Below are 25133 nucleotides of genomic sequence, written 5' to 3' on the forward strand. Positions count from 1 at the left end.
CGTTTTATCAATTTACAAGTGCCGACAGGATCACAGAATAAGGGGACTAGCTGGCAGCAGGATCCAAATTTGTGAGCCGGATCGGTCAGATGGTGATGTAACGTTTCACTTGAGCATCTGAGCAGGTATGCTGGGGCCTCGCTTTCAACTGTCCGTCGTCCGTTCGCCCTATGTCGCCCAAATCCCTCTCTGCCAAAGCCACCAAGATCACCGATGTCGCCCAGCGGGCGGGAGTGTCGGTCACCACCGTCTCCATGGTGCTCAACGGCAAGGGACGTATCTCGCCGGCCACCGCCGAGCGGGTGCAGCAGGCGATAAAAGAGCTCGACTATGTGCCCAACAGCGCCGCCGCCAACCTGCGCAGCCAGCAGTCCAATCTGGTGGGGCTGATCCTGCGCGACATCACCGACCCCTTCTATACCGAGGTGACCGCCGGGGTGAGCGAGGTGCTTGAGCAGCAGGGCTATCTGCTGTTTCTGACCCAGTGCGGCCACAGCCCGGAGCGGCTGCAGCAGAGCATCCACTCCCTGTCACGGCAGGGGGTGGCGGGCATCATCTTCAATCCGGTGCGCGGCGCGGCGGCCAAAACCCTGGAGACCCTGCTCGACTCCGAGCTGCCGGTGGTGTGCGCCGCCCGCTCCTACTATCGCGATGACGTGGACTTTATCGGCCCTGACAACACCCACGCCGCCAAGCAGGCCACCACCTATCTTATCGAGCAGGGGCACCGCCATATCGCCTATGTCGGCGGGCGGGCCGACTCCCTCACCCGCGCCGAGCGCATCGGCGGCTACTGCGCCAGCCTGCTGCAATATGGCCTGCCCTTCAAACCGGAGTGGGTACTGGAGTGCGAGCGCACCCAGCGCAGCGCCGCCGACACCATCGCCCAGCTGCTGCACCAGCACCCCAAGGTGACCGCCGTGCTCTGCCACTACCCCGAGGTAGCACTCGGCGCCATCTATGGCGTCGAGGCGAGCGGCCGCACCGTGGGCAAGGACAACTACATCGGCCAGCAGGTGGCCCTGCTCGGTTTTGACGATGTGGCGGAGGCCGAACTCACCTCCCCCGCCCTCACCTTTGTCAGCTCACCGGCCCGCGAAATCGGCCGTCAGGCGGCAAGGCGCCTGCTGACCCGGATGCAGCAACCCGAGCTCGCTCCCAACCGCCATATCATCACCCCCAACTTGCAGAAGCGAGAATCAGCCTGAACTGGCTGGACAAGCCCGAGCTCACCCCAGCCGCCATATCATCACCCCCAGCCTACAAAAGCGGGAGTCGGCCTGAGCTGGCTGGGCAAGCCCGAGCTCACCCCACCCGCCATATCATCACCGCTCACCAGCAAACCGCAGAAGCGGGCATCGACCAGAGGCACATGGCTGCGGCACGCGGGCAAATAACAAAGAGGGGGACGCAAAAATGTGAGCCTGCTCACTGCGTCAGCAAGGAGAGATTGAGAGCCAAGTGGAGAGGAATATGATGGGCGCCTGCCTCACTTCACGATCCCATTTATGAGCAACCCGCACGACCAGAATCCGCCGAGTGAAATCCATCGCTGTGACAAATGCAGGGAACGAACCCGCCATATCGTGGTGCTGGTCGCCCGCGATCACAGTCAGGACATCATGCCCAAGGATCCGCGCAAAGCCTTCTGGCAAGCCTTTACTTCCAGCAGCATCACCAACTGGGCGTTTGGTGAAACACTGGCCTACCAGACCACCCATGTAAAACATCTTATTTGTGAGCGCTGCGGGGAGAAGTTTCTGGAGTATTGAGTAGCGGTAGTACCCGACAAGAGGTGAAGCTCAGCTTGCGGTCGCCGTGCCAAGTGGTCAGATAACACCCTCTTAGTGAGCAATTTATTGATCTCTGGCAGGTTTTTGCCCGACTGCGGTTTTACCCTGCCTCTATCTCGATTAATATGCCCCACTTGGCAACCACTCTTGCAGAGATAACCCTGTGCAGCCGTTTCGCCATCCACCACATCGCCGGATAACCGCAGCAGGCTGAGAGGAGTAACGTGCCAGCAAGTAATTGAAAATACGGGAATATGCATGCCATTGTTGCGCGGGTTAATACTCATTTATGACGATATTTAAATTTACATCCCGAACAGCATAAAAATTCGCCTTCATATTAACAAAAACAAGAGAGATATATGGCTATCAACCCAATAATAAGAGCTCAAATAAAAACATTTAGGGAAATGAATCCACATGAAGAAATGAATGATTCAGAGCTTTTTGAAGTAATGTCTATATTTTCAATTGAAAATGGAGTTCTCGGTGAAAATATTGATCCATTTAAAGCTCACCTAAAAGGTGATGAATTTGGGATTGATGGTGTTGCAATATCGATTCAAGGTAAGCTTTGTACTGATGTTGATGAAGCTGCAGAAATTCTCTCTATCGGTAAAAACCACTCTTCTGAATTCCATTTCTATCAGTCCAAAATATCAGACAACCTAGATTATGGTGAAATTTCAAAATTCCTTGATGCTGTTTATGATTTCTTTACTGAACAAAAGCTCATAAAAGGCGACCAAATAGAATGCCTGTTCGATGTAAAGGGAGAAATATATAATGCGGCAGCAAAAACCAGTCCAGCACTAAAATGCTACTACTGTACCACGGGTTCAGGCTCTATTTCTGAGTTAATCAATAGGCTAATTCAAACAAATAAAATTCGTCTAAATGAATTGAATATATTTAGTAGTGTACTTATTGAGTGTGTCGGAGCAAAAGTTATTCAGAATGGATTTCGCTCAGCGACAAACTCTACATCTGCAAGTATAAATTTCCAAAAAGCAATAACAATGCCTCTTCATGAAAGTGTAGATGAGGCATATATTGGCTATGTGCCCGCATCAGAAATTTTAAAAATAGCGCTTGGTGAGCCAGATCAAGACGGAATAAGACATATAAATCGTTCTATATTTTATGATAATGTAAGAGACTTCAATCCTGATTCTGATATCAATAAATCAATAATTGCAGAACTGGAAGCAGGAGGCCATGAATCTTTTGTTTTTAAAAATAATGGCATTACCGTCGTATCAAAAAGCATAGATAGAAAGGGTGATATTTTTAATCTTGAAGATTATCAGATCGTCAATGGATGCCAAACAACCAATATTCTTTCGCATATCCACGATAACGTGGATAAGATATCTGTCCCCTTACGATTAATCGGTTGCAGTAATACAGACTTTATTTCTAGCATTATTATTGGAACTAATCGTCAAAATGAAGTAAGAGAAGATCAATTTTGGGCACTACTACCATTCATGAAGGATTTGGAAGAATACTGTGCAGCTCAAAGTGGCGAAGATAGAATATTTATAGAAAGAAGAGACAATCAATATCGTGATATTTCTGTTGAGCGCACAAGGATTCTTCGCCCTTCTGACTTGATGAAAGTAGCTGCAGCGATGTTCTTCTTCCAACCACATAGAGCAGCAAGAGACCACAGAGGTATTAGAAAAGAGTTTAGAAATAAAATCTTCTCTAAAAGCCATAACGTTGAATTATATCACGTTGCCGCCTTGGCGTTATATAAATTCGATTTTCTTTTAAGAACATCTAAGATTGAACGGTCACGCGGGATTTTTAGATTTTATATATTATATGCATTAGTAAGAAAACATTGGGATCAACCAACTTTACTTGAAGCTCCCCCCAAAAGTCAAAGAGCATTAAAAGATAAAGTATCTGCTGTTTTAAATGATAATGAAAAGTTTGTAGAGCATATTGAAGAGGTGGCAATTAAACTTGAGAGTATATTATCAAGGTATAGTGTAAGTACTCGAGAAAAAATTCGAGACTTTATCAGAACTGAAACTATGGTTGACGAATTTAACAAAGGCTTGCTAAATAAAAACGTAAGAGTCAACCCGCATAAACAAATTTTATAATAAACATATAAGGAGTCTTTCTGACTCCTTATATGTTGGCAATTAAGAACGTCAAATTTCAATATTATTTTCATAGGTTCGAATAGCGGAGCGTATTCGGACGTTCGCGTTATCACCTCTCTCTTTTCGGCCATCCCCTCTCTTGCTACCACACTCCCTGCCCAAACAGGCGGTGCAATTCACTTCGTTCGTTGCACCCTACGGTGCGTCTATGACTGTGGTTTTTCTTGCCCATTGTGGTGGGCTGTCTGGCACCGATGGTGCAACCCATTTCTCCAGCTTGTTCTGCTCACGACTCCCCTGCGCCCGCCCCTCGCTTCCCGCCAGCGGGGCCATTTCTGTGCGTTGGCTCACATCCCACAGCCGTTTTCCACCTCACAAATTTACAGAAAGAGCGCCCCCATTCGCTGAGTGAAAACTCACCGCATGGCCAAGGCGCTGAACCACACATAAACACAACCAATTGATTTTAATCATCAATAAAAACATGAGCGATTCAATCCGCCCCCAAGTCGGCAGCTGTTCAGCTTTGCGATCAGGGTCACACTCGAGGTGATGGCGCACAAAAATCCAGTTATTCGCACATTTGTCCGATAGGGTGACCTCTGCCCCGGCGCGATAATAGTCGGGTCAATTTTGTCTGCATGCCGGCCTGCAAGGGCGGCATGCCAACAGGCTCCGGCAACGGAGCGGGGAGAGCGCCATGATCACCACCTTGATCAATGAACATCTGATCAACCTCGATTTGAAAGCGACGCGTAAGGAAGAGGTCTTCACCGAGATGGCCCGCCTGCTGGCGTCGCAAGGCAAGGTCAGCGACGAGCAGGCCTTTATCAAGGATCTGTGGGCCCGCGAAGAGCTGGGCAACACCGGCTTTGAAGAGGGCGTGGCCCTGCCCCACGCCAAGAGTGCGGCGGTATGCAACCCGGCGGTCGCCATCGGCATCAGCCGCAACGGCATCGAGTACGGCGCCGAAGATGGCAAGCCGTCTCACATTTTCTTTATGATCGCCTCCCCCGATGGCGGAGCCAACCACCATATCGAGGTGCTGGCCGAGCTCTCCGGCAAGCTGATCGAAGAGGGCTTTATCGCCAAACTGCTGGCGGCCAACACCCCGGCCGATGCGCTGGCGCTGCTGCTGGCCAAGAAAGAGGAGCAGAGCGCGGCCCCTACCACCAGCAAAGGCTTTATCATCGGTGTCACCGGCTGCCCGGCCGGTATCGCCCACACCTATCTGGCGGCCGAGTCGCTGGAGCGTGCCGCTAGGGAGCTCGGTTATGAGGTGAAGGTGGAGACCAACGGCTCCATCGGCGTCAAGAACAGCCCGACCGCGGACGAGATCGCCCGCGCCGCCGCCATCGTGGTTGCCTGCGACAAGCAGGTGGATATGGCCCGCTTCAACGGCAAGCCCCTCATCAAGACCGGCGTCAAGGCCCCCATCAAGGATGGCAAGGGTCTGATCGAGCAGGCCCTGAAAGCCCCCGCCTATGTGGCTGGCAAAGAAGATAAAAAAGGTGAAGAGAAGAGCGCAGGTGGTAGTTCCGATCTCTATCGCTACCTGATGAACGGTGTATCGCACATGATCCCGTTCGTGGTGACCGGCGGTCTGTTGATTGCGCTGGCACTGGCCATCGGCGGCAATCCGACCCCGAGCGGCATGCAGATCCCGGAAGGGAGCATGTGGAACCAGATCCTCAACGTGGGCGTGGCCGCCTTCACCCTGATGATCCCGATCCTGGCGGGCTATATCGCCTACGCCATCGGTGATCGTCCGGCGCTGGCACCGGGCTTTATCGGCGGCTGGATCGCCAACAACGGCAGCTTCTACGGCGCTGACGCCGGAACCGGCTTTATCGGTGCCATCATCGCGGGCCTGCTGGTCGGCTATCTGGTGCGCTGGATTGCGACCCGTCAGTACCACAAGATGGTGCAACCGCTGGTGCCGATCCTGATCGCCCCCATCGTCGGTTCGCTCTTTATCGCTGCGGTATTCATCTTCATCATCGGCGCTCCCATTGCCGACATGATGACTGGCCTCAACGCCATGCTGCTCTCCATGAGTGGCGGCAGTCTGGTGCTGCTGGGTATCGTGCTGGGTGGTATGGCGGGCTTTGATATGGGTGGCCCGGTCAACAAGGTGGCCTTCCTCTTCTCCGTCGGCATGATCGCCTCCGGTCAGACCCAGTTCATGGGTGCCATGGCCTGCGCCATCCCGGCCGCGCCCCTTGGCATGTCGCTGGCGACCGTGCTCGGTCGCAAGCTGGGAATCTTCGATGCCTCTGAAATCGAAGCGGGCAAAGCCGCCGGTGCCATGGGTCTGGTGGGTATCTCCGAAGGGGCGATTCCGTTCGCCGCCCGTGACCCGCTGGCCGTTATCCCGGCCAACATTCTGGGCAGCATGACCGCCGCTGTGATGGCCTTCCTGTTTGGCATTACCAACAGCGTCGCCCACGGTGGCCCCATCGTGGCCCTGCTGGGTGCGGTCAACAAACCGCTGCTGGCCCTGCTCTGCATGATCTGCGGTGCCATCGTCACCGGCGTGGTGGCGGTTGCCCTGAAAAAACTGCGGGTCAAAAAGAGTGATGAGGTAACCCTGGCCAAGGCGGCCTGAGTTCCCCTCGCCATGACGGCTCGTAGAGCTTAAAAGAGGCCACCCCACGGGGTGGCCTCTTGTTTTTGGGATGGCAGGCGGGCCTTTCCCCAATATCGCCACCTGAGAATTGGTGGTCAATCAGCCCTCTTCCTCATCTATCCCTTCACCTCTCCCCTTGCCTTTACCTGGCTCCCTTCTGGCCTATCCATCCCACCAGCCCTGACCTCACACAGAGCGCCAAACTGGCTGAAATGACAGCAATCTGGCGTCAGCGGTGTGATGTTTCTCACGCTTTGTCCGCGAAAGCGCAAAAACTAGGAAAATTTCCTATCCCCACTAGGGATGGCTCTCAAGCCATTTTTTGCCCCTCTTATTAGAGTCACCTCACCTGATGTCGTGACCCGCACCGCGACGGGCAATGCGCCCCGTCATCCCGTGCCGGGCCCGGGTTTATATGGATGGAGCGTCGAGCGCAGCAACGGCTGACAGCCCCGACGTTCCGTTCTCCCTTCCGTGGCGTGACCTCGAACAACCTATCTACAAATGAGGGGCGCGGCGGAAATACCGTCTATCTCGCAGAGGATGAACGAAGATGTTGAAATTGCTCCAACAGGTCAGGGTCCCCACCCTGGACCTGCCGGTCGAAGCCCGGCGCAAGCTCTGGTTCAAGCCGTTTATGCAATCTTATCTGGTTGTATTTATTGGCTATTTGACCATGTATCTGATCCGCAAGAACTTCAACATTGCGCAAAATGACATGATCCAGGAGTACGGTCTCTCCATGACCGAGCTTGGCATGATCGGCCTTGGCTTCTCCATCACCTACGGGGTGGGCAAGACCATCGTCTCCTACTACGCCGATGGCAAGAACACCAAGCAGTTCCTGCCGCTGATGCTGATCCTCTCCGCGCTCTGCATGCTGGGCTTCAGTGCCAGCATGGGCGGCACCGGTTTCAGCCTCTACTTCATGATCTTCTTCTATGCCCTGAGCGGTTTCTTCCAGAGCTGTGGCGGTTCGTGCAGCTACTCCACCATCACCAAGTGGACCCCTCGCAACAAGCGCGGCACCTATCTGGGCATGTGGAACCTCTCCCACAACGTGGGCGGTGCCGGTGCGGCCGGTGTGGCGCTGTTCGGTGCCAACTACCTGTTCGATGGCAACGTGCTCGGCATGTTTATCTTCCCCTCCATCATCGCGCTGATCGTCGGTTTTATCGGCCTGCGCTTTGGTAGCGATTCGCCGGAAGCCTATGGCCTTGGCAAGGTGGAAGAGCTGTTTGACGAAGTGGCGAGCGAAGAGGATATCGCTACCGAAGAGCAGAAGCTGACCAAGTGGCAGATCTTCGTGAAGTACGTGCTGCTCAACAAGGTGATCTGGCTGCTCTGCTTTGCCAACATCTTCCTCTACGTGGTGCGTATCGGTATCGACCAGTGGTCCACCGTCTATGCCCACCAGGAGCTGGGCTTCTCCAAAGACGTGGCCATTCAGGGCTTTACCTTCTTCGAAGTGGGCGCACTGGTCGGCACCCTGATGTGGGGTTACCTCTCCGATCTGGCCAATGGTCGTCGTGGTCTGGTTGCCTGCGTGGCACTGGCGCTGATCATCGCCACCCTGGGTCTCTACCAGCATGCGACCACCCAGTTTATGTTCCTGGGCTCCCTGTTCACCCTGGGCTTCCTGGTGTTTGGCCCGCAACTGCTGATCGGCGTCGCCGCCGTGGGCTTCGTCCCCAAGCAGGGCATCAGCGTGGCCGATGGCGTCAAGGGGACCTTCGCTTACCTCATCGGTGACAGCTTCGCCAAACTGGGTCTGGGCATGATCGCCGATGGCACCCCCATCTTCGGTCTGACCGGCTGGACCGGCACCTTCGCGGCGCTGGATATCGCAGCAGCCGCCTGTCTGGTGCTGATGGGCTGTGTCGCGGTCGCCGAAGAGCGCAAGATCCGCCGCATCAAGCGCGAACTGAAAGCCGCCGAACTGGCTGCCCAGACCGCCTGATAGCCATAACAACAGACGCAGATTGTTCAGGGCCACCCACAGGGGTGGCCCTTGCTGTTTAGAGCAACCAGACACCCGACTAGCCCGGCATGAGCCTGCACTGCCGTTCAAGGGGCAGACATATCCCCATCAAGATCCCACTTTTCATATGCGCTTTTGGTAAAAGCCCCCCACTGGCGCTATCTTGTTGCTCCCCCTTGTCAGCATCACAGAGAGCAGATGAAGATCGTCGCCGTCACAGCTTGCCCGACCGGTATTGCCCATACCTATATGGCTGCCGATGCCCTGCAAAAAGCCGCCACTGGGCTGGGACTCAAGATCAAGGTCGAGACTCAGGGCGCCATGGGCATGGAGAACATGCTGACCGCCCGCGATATTGCCAGCGCCGACCTGGTGTTGATTGCTTCCGATATCGAGATTGAGCAGAAAGAGCGCTTCCTCGGCTGCACCATCCATCAGGTGAGACTGGAAACCGTGCTGCTGGATGCCAACGCCGTACTCAAGGCCCTGCCGATCCCGGCCTGATGCTGACCCGCGAAATCACCTTCTACTGCCAGCAGGGGTTGAGCATCACCCAGGCCAAGCAGTTGAACCGGCTGGCGGGGATGTTCAAATCCACCATCCGCTGCGCCAACCTCACCCGGCGCCAGACCGTTGCCGCCAGCAACCAGCTCTCCCTGCTCACCCTCGCCACCCAGCCCGGCGATCTCTGCCAGTTGCAGATTGAAGGGTGCGATGCCGAGCTCGCCCACATGGCCTTCACCTGCTGGTGCGGGGAACTGGGTCAACCGCTGGTGCGCCCGCGCACCGCCGCGCTGGCGGAGTTGCGACTGGCCAACGCCCTGCCCGACTACCATTTTGCCCTGCGCCAGCTGGCCTACAGCCCCGAACCGCTGACCAAGGCCAAGGCCCTCGAGCATCTGATCGATCTGCTGCCCGCCGAGCTGGTCACCGACCGCACCACACTGACCGCTGCGGTAGAGCGGCGCGAGCAGGTCTCGGCCACCATCATCCGCCCCGGCCTTGCCATGCCTCATGTATTGAGCGAAGGGATCAGCCAGCCAGCGCTGGCCCTGCTTAGCTGCAAGAAGCCCATCGAGTGGGGTTCTCAAATCGGGCCGGTGCAGACCATTATTCTGCTGGCGGTGCCGACCGGCTGCGGGCGGGAGACCCTGCGCCCCCTCACCCGACTGGCGCAGGCGATGATCGACGATGTGGTCAGCCACGCTCTGTTGCAGGCAGGCTCGACCCCCGCCCGTCAGGCTATCGTGATCGAGAGCATGCTGAGCTAGGCGAATTGGCTCTGGGCGCTGCTTGCTGTAACGCCAGCCATTCATCCTGCCCTCAGCACCCTGTGGTACACTCGCTGCCATCGTCTGTCTGAAGTGTGTATCCGATGAAATCTCCCCGCTCCCGTCTCTCTGTCAGCCGTGCACCGCGCGATAACGCCCCGCGCTCGGCAGCCAAACCAGCAGCCCCCCGCCATGTTTCCCCCCGCAAACCGGAGCTGGCCCCAGCGGATCGCAAATTGATCCTGCTGAACAAGCCCTACATGGTGCTCTGCCAATTCACCGACGAGGCGGGCCGCGAGACTCTCAAGGATTACATCAAAGAGCCCGGCATCTACGCCGCAGGCCGGCTCGATCGCGACAGCGAGGGACTGTTGCTGCTCACCAACGATGGCAAGCTGCAGGCGCGCCTCACCCAGCCGGGGGAGAAGACCCCCAAGACCTACTGGGTGCAGGTGGAAGGTATTCCGAGCGAGGAGCAACTGGCCGCCCTGCGCGCCGGTGTGGAGCTCAATGACGGCATGACCCTGCCCGCCGGGGCGCGCATCATGGATGAACCTGCGGTGTGGCCGCGCAATCCGCCGATCCGCGAACGCAAGGAGATCCCCACCAGCTGGCTGGAGATCAAGATCATCGAGGGACGCAACCGGCAGGTGCGGCGGATGACCGCCCATATCGGCCACCCCACCCTGCGCCTTATTCGCTACGCCATCGGCGACTGGACCCTGGATGGTCTGGCCCCCGGCGAGAGCCGCAGCCTGCCCGCCCCCGAGCTGGTGCCGAGCTCCAGCAGCCGCCCGCGTCCCTCCTCATCCCGTTCAGGCGCTCATACCGCCAAACCGGCCAAACCGGCAGGGGAGGCACCACGGCGGCCCAGCCAGCCGAGACGGGACGAACGCCCCCGCAGCACTCACCCAACCGAGCGCGCAGCCACGAACCCGACCGGCGGCAAACCCCGCAGCAGCGGGCGAGGAACGGCACGCCGACCGGCCCGTGCGGGCAATCCCAATAGCAACGACAAGGAGTCATAATGAGCAATCAGGCAGAGCAATCGGCCACCAGCCACGCCCGCATGGAGGCGCGCCTGACAGTCGCCGCCCTGGTGCAGTGGCAGGGGCGCTTTCTGGTGGTGGAAGAGGAGATAAAAGGCCAGCGCCGCTTCAACCAGCCCGCCGGCCATGTGGAGCCGGGGGAAAACCTGCTTGAAGCGGCCTGCCGCGAGCTCAAAGAGGAGACGGGTCTGACCGCCACGCCGACCGCCTGGCTTGGTACCTATCTGTTCAAACCGGCCGACAGCGAGGCCACCTATGTGCGCACCGCCATCATCTTCGACCTTGAAAAAGCGCCGGGTCAGCACCATCCAGAGGATCCTGACGGCGATGTGCTGGCTTGCCACTGGCTCACTCTTGAAGAAATAGCGGAATGCAAACCGGCCCTGCGCAGCCCCCTGGTGTGGCAGTGCATTCAGGATTATCTGGCGGGGACACGGCTGCCACTCTCGGCCCTCAAGGCCTTTATCTGAGGCCATTTGACACTCTTTTTCGGTGACAAAGGCCAACAACAGAAAAACGATTTCCTGCTATCAGGCTCCTGATGGGAACTGCGGCATGGATATGTGACCGGGGGCGCAAAACTCTGGTAGAATACGCCCCGTTTAAACGAACTGGTAACTTCGACTAATGACAGACAACAGCCAAATCAAGGTGATCGTCGGCATGTCCGGCGGCGTGGATTCTTCCGTCTCGGCCTACCTGCTCCAGCAGCAGGGCTATCAGGTCGAAGGCTTGTTCATGAAGAACTGGGAAGAAGACGACACGGACGAGTACTGCTCTGCCGCCCAGGATTTGGCTGATGCCAAGGCCGTCTGCGACAAGCTGGGGATGAAACTCCACACCATCAACTTCGCGGCCGAGTACTGGGACAATGTGTTCGAGCACTTCCTCGAAGAGTACAAGGCTGGCCGCACGCCAAACCCCGATATCCTTTGCAACAAGGAGATCAAGTTCAAGGCGTTCCTCGAATTTGCCGCCGAAGAGCTGGGTGCCACCTACATCGCCACCGGCCACTATGTGCGCCGTGACGACAGCACCGGCCGCCCGCGCCTGCTGCGCGGTCTCGATACCAACAAGGATCAGAGCTACTTCCTCTATACCCTGAGCGAAAAGCAAGTGGGTCAGAGCCTGTTCCCGGTTGGCGATCTGGAGAAGCCCGAGGTGCGCCGCATCGCCGAGCAGCTGGATCTCATCACCGCCAAAAAGAAAGACTCCACCGGTATCTGCTTTATCGGCGAGCGCAAGTTCAAGGACTTCCTAGCCAAGTTCCTGCCCGCCCAGCCCGGTAAAATCGAGACCGTGGATGGCAAGGTGATCGGTGAGCATCAGGGTCTGATGTATCACACTCTGGGCCAGCGCAAGGGGCTCGGTATCGGTGGTCGTAAAGATGCCACCGAAGAGGCCTGGTATGTGGTCGACAAAGAGGTCGAACGCAACGTGCTGGTGGTGGCGCAGGGCGAGCATCCGCGCCTCTACTCCGATGGTTTGATTGCCAGCCAGCTGCACTGGGTAGATCGCACCCCCATTCGCGAGCCGCGTCGCTGCACCGTCAAGACCCGCTACCGCCAGCAGGATATCCCCTGCCTGATCCAGCCCATCGACGACGAGACCATCCGGGTCATCTTCGACGAGAAACAGGCTGCGGTGACCCCGGGCCAGTCCGCCGTCTTCTACGACGGGGAAGTGTGTCTGGGCGGCGGCATCATCGAACAACGTTTCAGCCATCCGGTTTGAATCCTTAACAGAAGGCAGCAGACGTGAGCGATAAATTCCAAGACAGAACAATGGCCTTTGCCGGCATCTGCCAGGCCGCGTATCTGGTGCAGAAGGTGGCCCGAGACGGCAGCTGTGACGAGGCGGCCCTGCGCGAGAGCCTCTCCAGCATTCTGGTGACCAACCCGAGCCAGCCGCTCGAGGTGTTCAACAACACCCATCTGGCCATACGCGACGGCTACCGTGCGCTGGTCGAGCAGCTGGGTGCCGACGGCAGCCAGAAGAATGCCGAGCTGACCCGCTACGTGGTGAGCCTGATTGCACTGGAGCGCAAGCTGGCCAAGCGCAAGGACATTCTCAATATGCTGGGTGAGCGGATCAGCCAGATTGGTCGCCAGCAACAGCACTTCGATCTGCTCGACGAGCAGATTTTGGCCAACATGGCGAGCATCTACAGCGATCTTATCAGCCCCATCGGGCCGCGCATTCAGGTGGCAGGCACCCCGCTGTTCCTGCAGCAACCGCTGGTGCAGCACAAAGTGCGCGCCCTGCTGCTGGCTGGCATTCGTGCCTGCGTGCTGTGGCGTCAGCTCGGTGGCAGCCGCACCCAGATCATCTTCGCTCGCAAGAAGATGGTGGAACTGGCCAAACGTTACTAATCATCGGCTCGCGCGCGGGCAACCGAGGTCAACATCAGGGTGAACAGCCGCACATCCGCCCTGACGACGACTCAGCCCCACGCGCGAGTGGATACGGATCCCCCACACAAATCATCAGGAGTTCACCCCATGGAGCTGTCCGCGCTGACTGCTGTTTCCCCGATTGACGGTCGTTATGGCGACAAGGCCGATGCCCTGCGCCCTATCTTCTCCGAATTCGGCCTGCTGCGTTTTCGCGTTGAAGTCGAGGTTCGCTGGTTGCAGAAACTGGCCAGCCACGCCGGGATCCCGGAAGTCCCTGCCCTGAGCGCGGCCGCCAACGCCCTGCTCGCCGGCATCGTCAGCAACTTCAACGAGAGTGACGCCGCCCGCATCAAACAGATCGAGCGCACCACCAACCATGATGTGAAAGCGGTGGAGTACTTCCTCAAAGAGAAAGTCGAAGTGAACCCGGAGCTGGCGGCTGTCAGCGAGTTCATCCACTTCGCCTGTACCTCGGAAGACATCAACAACAACTCCCACGGTCTGATGCTGAAAACTGCCCGCGAAGAGGTCATCAAGCCTTATTGCGAAAAGCTGATCAGCGAGCTCAAGCGTCTGGCTCACGAGTATCGTGACATGCCGCTGCTCTCCCGCACCCACGGTCAGCCTGCCACCCCGAGCACCATGGGCAAGGAGATGGCCAACGTCGCCTATCGTCTTGAGCGCCAGTTCAAGCAGATCATGGCGGTGGAGATCCTCGGCAAGATCAACGGTGCGGTCGGCAACTACAACGCCCACCTCAGCGCCTACCCGGATGTGGACTGGCACCAGTTCTCCGAGGAGTTTGTTACCTCCTTGGGCCTGACCTGGAACCCCTACACCACCCAGATCGAGCCGCACGACTACATCGCCGAGCTGTTCGACGCCATGGCCCGCTTCAACACCATCCTGATCGACTTCGACCGCGATGTGTGGGGTTACATCTCCCTGGGCCACTTCAAGCAGCGCACCATCGCGGGGGAAATCGGCTCCTCCACCATGCCGCACAAGGTCAACCCCATCGACTTCGAGAACTCCGAAGGCAATCTGGGTCTGGCCAACGCCGTGTTCCAGCATCTGGCGAGCAAGCTGCCCATCTCCCGCTGGCAGCGTGATCTGACCGACTCTACCGTGCTGCGCAACCTGGGTGTGGCGGTGGGTTACTCCCTGATTGCCTATCAGGCGACCCTCAAGGGTATCTCCAAGCTGGAAGCAAACGACGCCGCCATGGCCGCCGATCTGGATGCCAACTGGGAAGTGCTGGCCGAGCCGATCCAGACCGTGATGCGCCGCTACGGTATCGAGAAGCCTTACGAGAAGCTCAAGGAGCTGACCCGTGGCCGCCGCGTCGATGCCGAAGGGATGCGTACCTTTATCGACACTCTGGAGTTGCCGGAAGCGGTCAAGGTCGAGCTGAAAAAGCTGACCCCGGCCAACTATATCGGCGACGCCCAGCGTCTGGTCGATCTGCTGAAGTAAGCCAACCGGCAGTGACGAAGGGGCCCTGTGCACGATATGCCACAGGGCCCCTGTTATTTTCCCTGCCACGGCAGGATCCCGAGTGGCTTTTCCCAAGCCTGCCTTGGGCAAAACCTCTTTGCGAGACACGAGAAACAGCATGTACGAACTCAATCTGGATATCGCTCACTTCCTCGAGCACTACTGGCAGAAGCGCCCGCTCCTTATCAAGGGTGGCTTCAAGGACTTTCAGGATCCCATCAGCCCGGATGAACTGGCGGGTCTGGCCATGGAAGAGGTGGTCGAGTCCCGCCTCGTCACCCGTTTCGACGGCAAGTGGGATGCCGCCCACGGCCCCTTCGAATCCTACGACCATCTGGGCGAAGAGAACTGGACCATTCTGGTACAGGCTTGCAACCACTGGGCTCCCGAGGTGAACGAGCTGGCGGTGCCGTTCCAGTTCATCCCGGGCTGGCGCTTTGACGATGTGATGGTGAGCTTCTCCACCCCCCATGCGGGTGTCGGCCCCCACATCGACAACTACGATGTGTTCATCACCCAGGGGCTGGGCAAACGCCACTGGCGGGTTGGCGATGCCAAGCCGCTCAACGAGTTTGCCGCCCACGCCGCCCTGCTGCACTGCGAGCCGTTCGAGGCGATCATCGACGTCATCATGGAGCCGGGTGACATCCTCTACATTCCGCCCGGATTCCCCCACGAAGGCTACGCCATCGAGCCCTCCATGAACTTCTCGGTGGGCTTCCGCGCGCCGGACGCCAAGGCGCTTATCTCCTCCTTTGCCGATCACCTGATCGACAACGAGGTGCGTACCGAGCGTTACGGCGATGCCGACCTCAAACCCCGTGCCCGTCACGGCGAGATCCAGCCCCACGAGCTGCACCGTCTGCGCGAGCTGATGCAACAGGCCCTCGATGACGAGACCCTGTTCAAGGAGTGGTTCGGCACCATGATCTCCGAGGCCAAGCACGATCTGGACGTCAATCCGGTCGAGCCGGACTATAGCGCCGAGGAGGTAGCTGACCTGCTGACCCAGGGCGAGCCAGCCATCAAGGTGCCGGGTCTGCGCACCGTCTGGTTCAGCGGCGAGAGCCAGCAATGCTTCATCGACGGCGAAGCCTGGACTCTGCAGAGCGAAGACGCGGCAGCCATTTCCCTCTTGTGTGACAAGGACATCATCACTCAGGCCGATATGGTGGAGCTGGCCGATCAGGCCGGTTTCCTGCAACTGCTGACCCGTCTGGTCAACCGTGGTTACTGGTTCTTCAACTGATCCGGCGGTAAGCGAAGGATAAAAAGGCGCCTTATGGCGCCTTTTTTGTCATTCAGATGCTGTCCAATTAACAATCGATGCGTGAAGCTGAACCCACTCTTGATGAACCGACAAGTGGTGATTTATTGAGCTAACATGGATGGGTATCATGCGTCCGTCCCTGTTCACAAGAGAAGCGCCACCATGCAAGTCACCTCCCGGCCCATGCCGCTGCCCGATTACGGCAAATACCCCTCCTCTCCCGCTGTCACACCCGAGCAGGTCAGTCAGGCCCGTAACGAAGCACTGACCAAGAAGGATGAATTGCAGGCACAGAGCGAAGAGAAAGCAACGGCTCGCAGAACCATGGCGGTCTCTTATACGGCTAACCAGCAAGATAAAGCCGTGGTGGAGCGCTACCTGGAGGCCAGCGGTCAGGAGAGCGACAGCAAGTCGGGCCCGAGCACTGCTGAACTCTATCAGGCGGCCAATCGCTACCAGCGCCAGCAGAATCTGAGCGACTACATGCAATTCCAGCAGAGCCCGCTCGCCCAGCAGATGGGTGACATGGTGGGCGAAGATAATCGCAAGGGCACCCAGCTCGACATCATTGCCTGAGCCAATTTGCTCGAATAAGCCCGGCAGGGACTATATAAACTGAAAAAGCCCTCGATGAGGGCTTTTTCGTTATGGCTTGTCGCTGCGACGTCTCGCTATAGATGGGACTCTTCTGCCTGCGCGTCCGGCAACTCGTCGGGGAGTTCATCAAACAGGGGGTGATAGAGCACCTCACCCTGCACACCCGCAAAACCGCGCTCCTGTAGCTCCATCGCCATAAAGCAGTCGGCAGGCACCTCATAGATGCAGTGCAGGCCAAACTCGCTGGCCGGGCGGAAACCGAAACGGCTGTAATAGGCCGGCTCCCCGAGTACTACCACCCCTTTCCAGTCCATCTCGAGCGCCGTATCAAGCCCTTCACGGATAAGATCCGAGCCAATCCCCTGGCCTTGCCAGTCGGGATGAACCGCGACCGGCGCCAGACCGAGCCAGGGCCCTTCCATGCCGTTAATGGTGATCGGGCTTAGCATCAGGTGCCCCATGAACTCGTACTCTTCCTCTTCGACCATGGTCACCACGGCTGCGCCACATTCACGCAGGCGGTTGACCAGTTCGGCCTCATCGGCACGACCGAAGGCGGCACTCAGCAGCTCATAGACCGGCAGCATGTCACCGGGGCGCTCGGTTCTCAACATCAGGTATTACTCCTCGTACAGCAGAGCGGGCATTATTCCACACAACGGCTGGTCATTCTGAGTACCTTTGTCCAAAAATGGGAGGGTGCACTCAGGAAAACGAGCGGCAAACTGCTGCTGCAAGGCGGTTAGCGTAGCCGGGGTGACCCTGTTTATCGCCTCGCGGTAGGCCAGCCAGAGGGCGGGAGCCTCCCGCGCCAACCGATCAAAGGTCAGTTCGGGCGTTTGATGCCAACAGCCATCCAGCTCGTCGACCAGCTCCGGCAGCTCCACCAGCAGCCGTAACTGCTGATAGCGTATCTGCGACGAGTCACCGTTGCCGCCCAGCGCCTGCGCCATCAATTGGTTGAACCAGTGGAGCCGTGATGCGCGCTCCTCGCGGCTGAGCAGCGCTGGCCCCTGCCGCTGCAGCGCGGCCAGTTGCAGCAGCCACGCCAGCCCCTGTTCATCCCTGTCTTTCAGCAAGACGCCGCCAAGATGGGACAACTGCTCCGGTTCGGCCTGCTCCAGCAGATCGACGGGATAACAGTGCAGCGCCAGCAACCTCTCAAGATGCGGCGGGCAGCGCAGAAAACAGGGCTTCTCCCCCGCGCCCCTCTCATCCACAAAGAACGAGATAGCCAGCTTGCCGTTGGTACTCTGCCGATTGGTCGTTGCGGGATCACACAGGATCACTACGGCGATCCGCTCATCTGCCAGCCAATGATCAATCTCATCAAGTAAAGGGGCTGGCAAGGAGAGGGGGCGATCCAGCCGCCAGTAGCTCACCTCGCACGGCTGGCGACCGCTGATATGGCGCCGCCCGCGATAGTGCATGCCCACTTTTGCCATCACCCGGCCGGAGGCAAGATTGTCTGGCATATGGCGAGCCGTCAGCGCTGGCAGTTGCAGTTGGTCAAGGGCGAACGCTTTGACCAAGCTTGCTGCCCGGGTCGCCAAACCGCGATTTTGCCAGGGCACGCCCACCCACCAGGCGAGCTCGCCATTCCAGTGCAGGGAGATCACCCCAAGCAACGCCGCACCTTGCTCCTCTGGCAAGGTGATGGCCCAGCTCCAGCCAAGGCCAAGCGCCGCCTTGCGCCAGCTGAGCGCCAGCCAGTCGCGGGCCCCCTCCGTCGGATAGGGGTGAGGAATATTGAGGGTGTAGCGCGCCAGCGCCTCGTCGCTGCAGTAGCGCACTATCTCGCGCTCATCGTCGGCCTGCAGTGGTCGCAATACGACACCTGATAGCGAATGCCCCTCAGCCAGGGTCGGCACCGTCACGCGGCGCGCCAGCAGGCGATTGAGCACGGCGCCCAAATCGGCCTCGGGGGTGAGCGGCAGATCGGCCCCCACAGGGCCAAGGGTGAGCAGTCCCTGCTCCCTGGCGAGGGTCAATAGGGAGGTAGAGGCACTGATCAGGATCTGGCGGCTGGGATCAACATGAAAATCCGTCAGCAGATCCCCATCGAGCCAGCCAGCCAGCAGGGCCCCCGGGCAGAGCACCCCGTCTGGAGGGCTGCTCGCCCAGGGTGCATCGGTTTGATCGAGGGCAGCGGCCGCCTCTTTGCCCAGTAGCAGCAGCCAGCGATGACCCTGCAGCTGCCAGACCTGCAACAGCGCAGTCCACTGCGGTTGCCACAGACTGGCCTCGATCAGCAGTTCCATCAGCTGGCCTGACAGGCCGCTGGCAGCGTCAGATGGCGGGGATGGGCTTCGATACGGGCGATCCAGCTACGGATAGCTGGCCACCCCTGCAGGGAGAAGATCCCCTCCTCTGCCACGTGGGTGTAGGCATAAAGGGCGATATCGGCGATAGTCGGCGCATCACCGCACAGATAGGGGCGCTGTTTCAGCTGCAGCTCCATTACCGCCAGCGCCTTCTCGCCACCGGCTTTCAGACCGTCGAGCCGCGCCTCCTGCGACTCGGGTCGGCCGAGATAGTGAACGATAAAGCGGGCCACCGCGATGTAGGGCTCATGGCTGTACTGCTCAAAGAACATCCATTTGAGCACCTCGGCCTGCTGGCGCGGATCGGTTGGCCACAAAGACGAGCCCTGCGCCAGATAGAAGAGGATGGCATTGGATTCCGCCAGCGTATCGCCCTGGCCAATCTCCAGCACCGGGATCTTGCCGTTGGGGTTCTTGGCCAGAAATGCGGGGGTACGGGTATCCCCCGCCTGAATATCCACCTCAACCCACTCAAGGGGCAGCTTCAGCCAGCGGGCCAGCAGCCACACCTTGTAACAGTTGCCGGAACGCAGATCACCATACAGACGCATACACACTCCTTGTGAAAACAGAATTGAACAGCGCGCTCAGGGTGCCAGACGCTCGATATGCCAGCCATCCCCGTCGCGGGTGTAGTAGAAGCGGTCGTGCAGCCGGTGCTCTCCCCCCTGCCAGAACTCCACCGTCTCGATCACCACTCTGAATCCGCCCCAGAAGCTCGGCAGCGGCACTTCGCCATTGGCAAACTTCTGCTTGAGCTCAAGGAACTTAGCCTCCAGCACACCGCGGGCCGAGATGCGGGTCGACTGCTTGGAGACCCAGGCAGCGATCTGGCTATCCTTGGGACGGCTGTGGAAATACTTCATCACCTCGAAGGTGCTCATCTTCTCCACCCGACCGGTCACATGAACCTGTCTGTCCAGCGTGTGCCAGGGGAAGAGCAGGCTGATACGAGGATTGCCTTCCAGCTGCTGCGCCTTGCGGCTGCCCATGTTGGTGTAAAAGACCATCCCCTGGGCGTCGTAGTGCTTGAGCAGCACGGTACGCTGCCACGGCTGACCATCGGCATCGACGGTCGCTACCACCATGGCGGTGGGATCGGTCAGTTTGGCCTCACAAGCCTGCGCCAACCACTTCTCGAACAGCGCCAGCGGCTCGGCCGGCAGATCGGCCCGGTGCAGCCCGCCACGGGAGTATTCACGACGCAGATCAGCAACATCCATCATCTTGATTTTCCTTCAAATAAATAATGGTTCCACGACCATCAAGAGAGTGACGCAGGCATTGTGCGCTCGATAAAGCGACCTTGTAAACCATACAAAAAAAGCGAAGAGGCTAACGCCTCTTCGCTTGGTTCATCAATTTACCAAAGATGGGTAATCTCACCCTTGGGTTATCTGGTTTAGTAGCTCATGATCTCACCACGACGCAGCAACGCAGCGATACCAAGGCCCAACAGCGCGAACAGACCGGTCGAACCGCCGCCACCGCCGCCGCCATTGCTTTCAGGCTGGGGAGCCAGTGTATCGCTGCTCTTGGTCGCCAGTTTTGGCGTAATGGCATAGAAGATATTGTCGCTACAGGCCAGCTTGAGGCGAACAGCGCTGCCAGCATTGGCCGGAATGGTCACCTCATGGGCGCCATTGTTGTTCACGCCATTGACCAGCGGCTGCCAACTCTTGCCTTCATCGTTGCTATAACTGATATCGACCCGCTGACAGTTGATGCGGCCACCGTCGGTTCCAGCTACTTGCCAGTTCACTGTGGTCGGGCTGCCAACCAGAATACGCTGGTCAGGGGCTGGCAATATCTTGAAGGTTTGTGAACCTGTATCGACCACCTCGACCGAGGTCTCATCATAGGCACCACCACCTTTGCCATCACGGGCGACCAGACGGAAGTTAAGGGTGCGCGGTACATTGACCCAAACATCACCTTTCTCAGCTTCCCCTTTTAACTGGGTAGCCAGCGAAGGAAAGTGACGAACCGGGGAAGTGGTCGGCGCGGCGTAACGATACAGAGGGCCGGTTGCAAGGCGACCGGAACTCAATTGATCGCCACTCGTCGTTCCATCCCCCAGATCGACCTGTTCCCAAGTATAGGTAAGGGTATCACCGTCAATATCATTACCCTTGCCACTCAGGCTAAATGCCACCCCTTTGGGGATCACATGTTCTGCTGGCACATCGGTAATTTCTGGCGCCTGATTATCGCCATTTTGGTTCGGGATAGCAGTGCCACAACGTGAGGAAAAAAGAGGAGCAAGTGCCGATGGTGCACCAAAAAAACGGATCTCACTCTTCTTTGCTTTAGCTTCACGCTTGTTTATATGCTCGAGCATCAGCTCAATCGACTTGCTATGAAAATAGGCATCGCTGTTGAGCTGTATATTTTGCTCCCCCATCATCCCCGCATAAGCCATGATGGAGCTACCACTGCCAGGCTCCCATGCCATGGATGACTCTCTCTGTCCCTTATCAGCGTTATAGGTATGGTCAGCTCCAAATTGATGACCAATCTCATGCGCAACAAAGTCAATAAAAAAAGCATCTCCAACAGGATTTTTGTTTCCTGTAGCAGCGTTAGACCTATATGAATAATATAAATCTATATTGTCACATAATGATCCTAGATGCGCATCCCCTTCATTTTTTTCCACTTGCGTCACTACATGACCAATATCGAAATAGCCAAGCTCATTACTACTCAGCTTCTCTCTCTGAACCGCTGTATTTATTGTGCTGATGTTTTTAAATTTAGGATACTTACCGTTAACAAAAGGGTCATCAACAGGATTTTCGAATATAATATTGTCATTCCCCTCTGCCAATACAAAACGAACCCCTAAGTCCCTTTCATATACCTCGTTTAAACGGTTAGTCAAGGTTATCAGTGATGCCAATGCTTGGGCTTGGCCACCAAAAAACCTGGTATATGAACCAGTAGTAGAGAATGCAATGCTGTACTGGGTAAGCTCTGGCTTGCTATAGCCAGCCTCGTTACGAGCCGCTTCAGTTTTGTGTGCTAACTTTTTTTTTTCAGCTCTGACTTTTCGATGCTCTCCTTGATATTATTGCCATTTATTGAATGTGCATCTTTTTTGTAATAGACAGCGTAGGCACCATTACGCTGAATATCGACAAATATCTGCTCACCGGCATGCATAAACATGCCGTTAAAACCACGCGGAGAAATATCAAAACGACCGGTATTGCTGGGGGTGCCCACTTCATGTCCTTTATAGGTCATGATATCTGGGTATTTTGCTGCCAGCGCAGGCGGTAATACGGAATAGGCTTCCAATTCATATTGCACCATCTTGCCATCAGGCAATGGTAGCGTAATCACGGTTTGGCCCAAGCGCAGATTTTCTAAAAAATCCGGTTCTACCTCAAAGATATTGTATGCGCGAGCCCTTACAGGTTCATCGGCCTGCTTGCTACGTTTTTCGACCATATGCCATGGGGATGCCAGCGCGATATTGGCTGACATTGCGATGACAGCTGAGATTGCATTTATTGTGAACTTCATCATTATTAATCACCTGACTGAACAGCCGGCGAGAATAACGTGATGCAAGTCACAATTCAACTTTTCCAATAAAAATTAAATGAATTTTATTTCATTTAAAATCATAAAGTTAGTGAGTTATAGTTTATAAGCAGCTCATTTTGTTAGCATTTTCAGCAGTTCTTTTTAATAGAGTTAAAACTCCAAAAAATAGTATATGGGGGCTCATATGTGAGTCATCGAATCACTCCCATGAGACTATCACTATGTTTGGAATATTAGAGTTATAACTCCAATCATGCCGATTTACACGCCGTTGTTGTACAGCCACTATGGCCTTGAAATCGCCTCCGGCATGCACCTTTCCAGCATCTGTCGGTTATATCGGGTGGCATAGTCAATCCGCTGCTCAAACTCCGATTCCTTGCCCATCTCAATGACATCACCGAACCCTTTCAGATAACGGACTCCGCACCGGGTTCTCGCTTCTGCTTGCAATGACTCCACAACCCCCGGAGCCATACCGCCGCGCCCGCCACGCACGATGAGCCGATAATCCTGAGCAGCAAGACTTTCATCTATTGCCTCGGTCAGTGATGCGGCCACAACAGGCGCTGCGCAGATATATAGAAACAGCAAACTGACGGCTAACCGTAATACCTGCGCCATCCGGCTGCCCCTCCCATCAGGAGGATCACGATAAGATTCACTGCACCACCACCACCGCCGCCACCCGCATTGTTGTCGGTAATGACAGTTGCACTTTCCGTAGTGGCAGACGCATTACCTCTTATCCCATTGATAGAGAAAAAAATATTATTGCTGCATGCCAGCTTCAGCCTGGCCGTGCTGGTCAACGGTGCAGGCAACACCACACTGGCCGAACCGTTATTGGCAAGCCCGCTTGCCAGCGTAGTCCAAGTAGAACCACCATTCTGTGTCAGTGCCAAATCCACGCTGGGACAATTGATAGGAGGCTGATTGGTCCCGGCAACATTCCATGTCACTAGCTGAGTACTACCCGCCACCATGGCGCCGATCTGCGGAGCTGTGATGGCAAATGCCGCGCCGGTATTGATCACCTGAACCACCATTTCATCACTGCTCACCGCCCCCTGACCATCACGTACGGTAATGCGGAACTGGAGATTGCGATTGGTCGCAGGCCACGCCTCTCCTTTGGCCAAGACACCCGATATCAGAGAGCTCATGGCGGGCAATGTTCTGCGGGGATCCGATGTCGGTGAAACAAAGCGAAACAGCGGGCGGGTTCCATCATCCACCATGGTTGTCACGCTGTAGGATGCATTGCCAAGATCAACCTGCTCCCAGGTGTAACTGAGGGGATGACCATCCAGATCCAGCGCACTACCGACAAGAGTGAAAGGCGTATTGGCGGGGATCACCCTATCGCCCCCCGCATCCACAACCGGCGCGTTATTGGCAAGCGCCAGGTCGGTGCCGCAGGAGGGCAGAGAGGCCATCAGAGCCCGCATCTGCTCGATCGACTTGCTGTGAAAGAAAGGTGTGCTGTTAACCTGCAGATTCTCCTCACCACAGATCCCGGCATAGGCCATGATGGTCGAGCCACTGCCCGGTTCCCAAGCTGAGCTAGCCTTGCGACCCGTGGCACAACTGTCGGCCATGCCATTGAAGGAGTGCTCGGCCCCCAGCTGGTGCCCCAATTCGTGAGCCACATAATCAATAAAGAATGCATCGCCGATAGGCTGTGACCCTCCGGTCATGCCCCGTGAACGGCTAAACGGGTTACAGAGGGATCTCAGGGTCGCCACTCCGCCGCCTGATGTCGCCAGCAGATGGCCCAGATCAAAAGAAGGATTGAGCAACCCCCCCCTGTTGGGTCTGGTTGATTGCGATATCCTGGGTCGAGTTGGTGAAAGGATCCGTCGCAGGATCGGTGAAAATCACATTATCCGTATCAGCTGCAAGCTGAAACTCGGCCCCCATATCACGGCGATAGACTTCATTGACCCGATTAAGCAGTGTTGTAATGGCCGAGAGTGCTGCAACCTTGGTACCACCGTGATACTGGGTATATTCCCCGGTTGCCGAGATGGCGATAGTGTAGCGCTTGCGCAAATTGCCATCGACCAGCACAGCTCGCTCACGCTCGATACCATGAGGATCAATCACCTGATCCACATCCTGTCGCCGCCAGGCATCTTGCTGTTCATAAACGGCATAAGAGAAACCGTCCTGAAGCGGATCGACATAAAAGGTACGCCCCTGATGGGTAAACATACCGTGAAAACCATGTATGGTGACATCAAATCGGCCTGTATCCGCCGCCCGATCGATAGCCTTCCCACTGTAAGTATTGATAGAAGGGTAGCGCTGGGCCAAAGGCTCCGGGAGCAAGGCATTGGGATGAACATCAAACTGCACCGTAGTGCCATCCGGCAATGGCAAGGTCAATACACTGGAGAGATGCCCGGGTTCAAAAGGCTTGTCAGGAACCACCACTCTGACCTTTTCAGCTCGCACATCATAGATCCCTCCCCTTTCCAAGTTTTCATCCATGAAGGTCCACTGTGGTTCTGCTGCAACCTGAACAGACAAACTGGTGATAATCACCGCAATGCCATGCTTCATAGAGCCTCCTTGCCCTACCTTGGTGACAACAAGTATGGTGCAGCGTCAATTGACGATCTGCGTGACAGACAGAAAAGAAAATT

23 protein-coding genes are annotated in these 25133 nt (G+C 56.7%); 14 read left to right on the top strand and 9 right to left on the bottom strand.

Annotated elements, in window-relative coordinates:
• Positions 1–170 precede the first annotated feature (170 nt).
• From AB5Y73_RS20405 to AB5Y73_RS20470, 14 genes are all read left to right on the top strand, one after another.
• Positions 171–1208 carry a Mal regulon transcriptional regulator MalI gene (locus AB5Y73_RS20405; RefSeq protein ID WP_005344074.1) on the top strand — a complete coding sequence of 346 codons (1038 nt, stop codon included), beginning with the start codon at positions 171–173 and terminating at the stop codon, positions 1206–1208.
• 300 nt (positions 1209–1508) lie between these two features.
• On the top strand, positions 1509–1772 hold the full coding sequence (locus tag AB5Y73_RS20410) for a hypothetical protein (RefSeq protein ID WP_005334591.1): 264 nt from the start codon (positions 1509–1511) through the stop codon (positions 1770–1772).
• Positions 1773–2155: 383 nt separating this feature from the next.
• Complete coding sequence (locus AB5Y73_RS20415) at positions 2156–3910, top strand: AIPR family protein (protein ID WP_107683696.1); 1755 nt, start codon at positions 2156–2158, stop codon at positions 3908–3910.
• A gap of 703 nt (positions 3911–4613) precedes the next feature.
• Positions 4614–6521, top strand: a complete 1908-nt coding sequence (locus AB5Y73_RS20420; protein WP_107683695.1) for a fructose-specific PTS transporter subunit EIIC — start codon at positions 4614–4616, stop codon at positions 6519–6521.
• A gap of 574 nt (positions 6522–7095) precedes the next feature.
• Positions 7096–8502, top strand: a complete 1407-nt coding sequence (uhpT, locus tag AB5Y73_RS20425; RefSeq protein ID WP_005334609.1) for a hexose-6-phosphate:phosphate antiporter — start codon at positions 7096–7098, stop codon at positions 8500–8502.
• Positions 8503–8721: 219 nt separating this feature from the next.
• The gene (locus AB5Y73_RS20430; protein WP_005334611.1) at positions 8722–9027 is read left to right on the top strand and encodes a PTS fructose transporter subunit IIB; all 306 of its coding nucleotides are present in this window, start codon (positions 8722–8724) and stop codon (positions 9025–9027) included.
• On the top strand, positions 9027–9794 hold the full coding sequence (locus tag AB5Y73_RS20435; protein ID WP_181497149.1) for a PTS sugar transporter subunit IIA: 768 nt from the start codon (positions 9027–9029) through the stop codon (positions 9792–9794). Before AB5Y73_RS20430 ends, AB5Y73_RS20435 begins: the two co-directional genes overlap by 1 nt.
• Positions 9795–9898: 104 nt before the next feature.
• Complete coding sequence (gene rluE / locus AB5Y73_RS20440; protein WP_181497148.1) at positions 9899–10822, top strand: 23S rRNA pseudouridine(2457) synthase RluE; 924 nt, start codon at positions 9899–9901, stop codon at positions 10820–10822.
• Complete coding sequence (locus AB5Y73_RS20445) at positions 10822–11313, top strand: NUDIX hydrolase (protein ID WP_021229916.1); 492 nt, start codon at positions 10822–10824, stop codon at positions 11311–11313. Before rluE ends, AB5Y73_RS20445 begins: the two co-directional genes overlap by 1 nt.
• A gap of 157 nt (positions 11314–11470) precedes the next feature.
• Positions 11471–12577, top strand: coding sequence for a tRNA 2-thiouridine(34) synthase MnmA (gene mnmA, locus AB5Y73_RS20450; protein ID WP_005353619.1), 1107 nt, complete (start codon positions 11471–11473; stop codon positions 12575–12577).
• Positions 12578–12600: 23 nt separating this feature from the next.
• Entirely contained in the window at positions 12601–13215 is a 615-nt protein-coding gene (gene hflD / locus AB5Y73_RS20455) for a high frequency lysogenization protein HflD (RefSeq protein ID WP_005334622.1), read from the top strand.
• Positions 13216–13344: 129 nt separating this feature from the next.
• Entirely contained in the window at positions 13345–14715 is a 1371-nt protein-coding gene (gene purB / locus AB5Y73_RS20460) for an adenylosuccinate lyase (RefSeq protein ID WP_181497147.1), read from the top strand.
• A gap of 139 nt (positions 14716–14854) precedes the next feature.
• Positions 14855–15985 carry a cupin domain-containing protein gene (locus tag AB5Y73_RS20465; RefSeq protein WP_005353621.1) on the top strand — a complete coding sequence of 377 codons (1131 nt, stop codon included), beginning with the start codon at positions 14855–14857 and terminating at the stop codon, positions 15983–15985.
• Positions 15986–16168: 183 nt separating this feature from the next.
• Entirely contained in the window at positions 16169–16582 is a 414-nt protein-coding gene (locus tag AB5Y73_RS20470; protein ID WP_181497146.1) for a hypothetical protein, read from the top strand.
• Between the two features lie 95 nt (positions 16583–16677).
• Here AB5Y73_RS20470 and AB5Y73_RS20475 read toward each other — a convergent pair whose 3' ends face one another.
• The 9 genes from AB5Y73_RS20475 to AB5Y73_RS20515 form a co-directional block, all read right to left on the bottom strand.
• Positions 16678–17217, bottom strand: a complete 540-nt coding sequence (locus AB5Y73_RS20475) for a GNAT family N-acetyltransferase (protein ID WP_118853527.1) — start codon at positions 17215–17217, stop codon at positions 16678–16680.
• 6 nt (positions 17218–17223) lie between these two features.
• Positions 17224–18864 (bottom strand): GNAT family N-acetyltransferase, encoded by a 1641-nt coding sequence (locus tag AB5Y73_RS20480; protein ID WP_181497145.1) that lies wholly within the window; start codon positions 18862–18864, stop codon positions 17224–17226.
• Positions 18864–19478 (bottom strand): glutathione S-transferase family protein, encoded by a 615-nt coding sequence (locus AB5Y73_RS20485; RefSeq protein WP_181497144.1) that lies wholly within the window; start codon positions 19476–19478, stop codon positions 18864–18866. Before AB5Y73_RS20485 ends, AB5Y73_RS20480 begins: the two co-directional genes overlap by 1 nt.
• Positions 19479–19514: 36 nt before the next feature.
• Positions 19515–20153 (bottom strand): pyridoxamine 5'-phosphate oxidase, encoded by a 639-nt coding sequence (gene pdxH, locus AB5Y73_RS20490; protein WP_005353629.1) that lies wholly within the window; start codon positions 20151–20153, stop codon positions 19515–19517.
• Between the two features lie 176 nt (positions 20154–20329).
• Entirely contained in the window at positions 20330–21886 is a 1557-nt protein-coding gene (locus tag AB5Y73_RS20495; protein ID WP_107683689.1) for a reprolysin-like metallopeptidase, read from the bottom strand.
• A 65-nt stretch (positions 21887–21951) separates the two neighbouring features.
• Positions 21952–22461 carry a hypothetical protein gene (locus tag AB5Y73_RS20500; RefSeq protein ID WP_118853522.1) on the bottom strand — a complete coding sequence of 170 codons (510 nt, stop codon included), beginning with the start codon at positions 22459–22461 and terminating at the stop codon, positions 21952–21954.
• Positions 22462–22767: 306 nt separating this feature from the next.
• Positions 22768–23106 (bottom strand): hypothetical protein, encoded by a 339-nt coding sequence (locus AB5Y73_RS20505; RefSeq protein ID WP_080768659.1) that lies wholly within the window; start codon positions 23104–23106, stop codon positions 22768–22770.
• Positions 23085–24284, bottom strand: coding sequence for a reprolysin-like metallopeptidase (locus tag AB5Y73_RS20510; protein WP_272939186.1), 1200 nt, complete (start codon positions 24282–24284; stop codon positions 23085–23087). Before AB5Y73_RS20510 ends, AB5Y73_RS20505 begins: the two co-directional genes overlap by 22 nt.
• Positions 24265–25050, bottom strand: coding sequence for a reprolysin-like metallopeptidase (locus tag AB5Y73_RS20515; protein ID WP_272955811.1), 786 nt, complete (start codon positions 25048–25050; stop codon positions 24265–24267). Before AB5Y73_RS20515 ends, AB5Y73_RS20510 begins: the two co-directional genes overlap by 20 nt.
• Between the last annotated feature and the right edge of the window lie 83 nt (positions 25051–25133).

The organism is Aeromonas sp. s7(2024), assembly GCF_040907825.1.
Taxonomy (GTDB): domain Bacteria; phylum Pseudomonadota; class Gammaproteobacteria; order Enterobacterales; family Aeromonadaceae; genus Aeromonas; species Aeromonas veronii.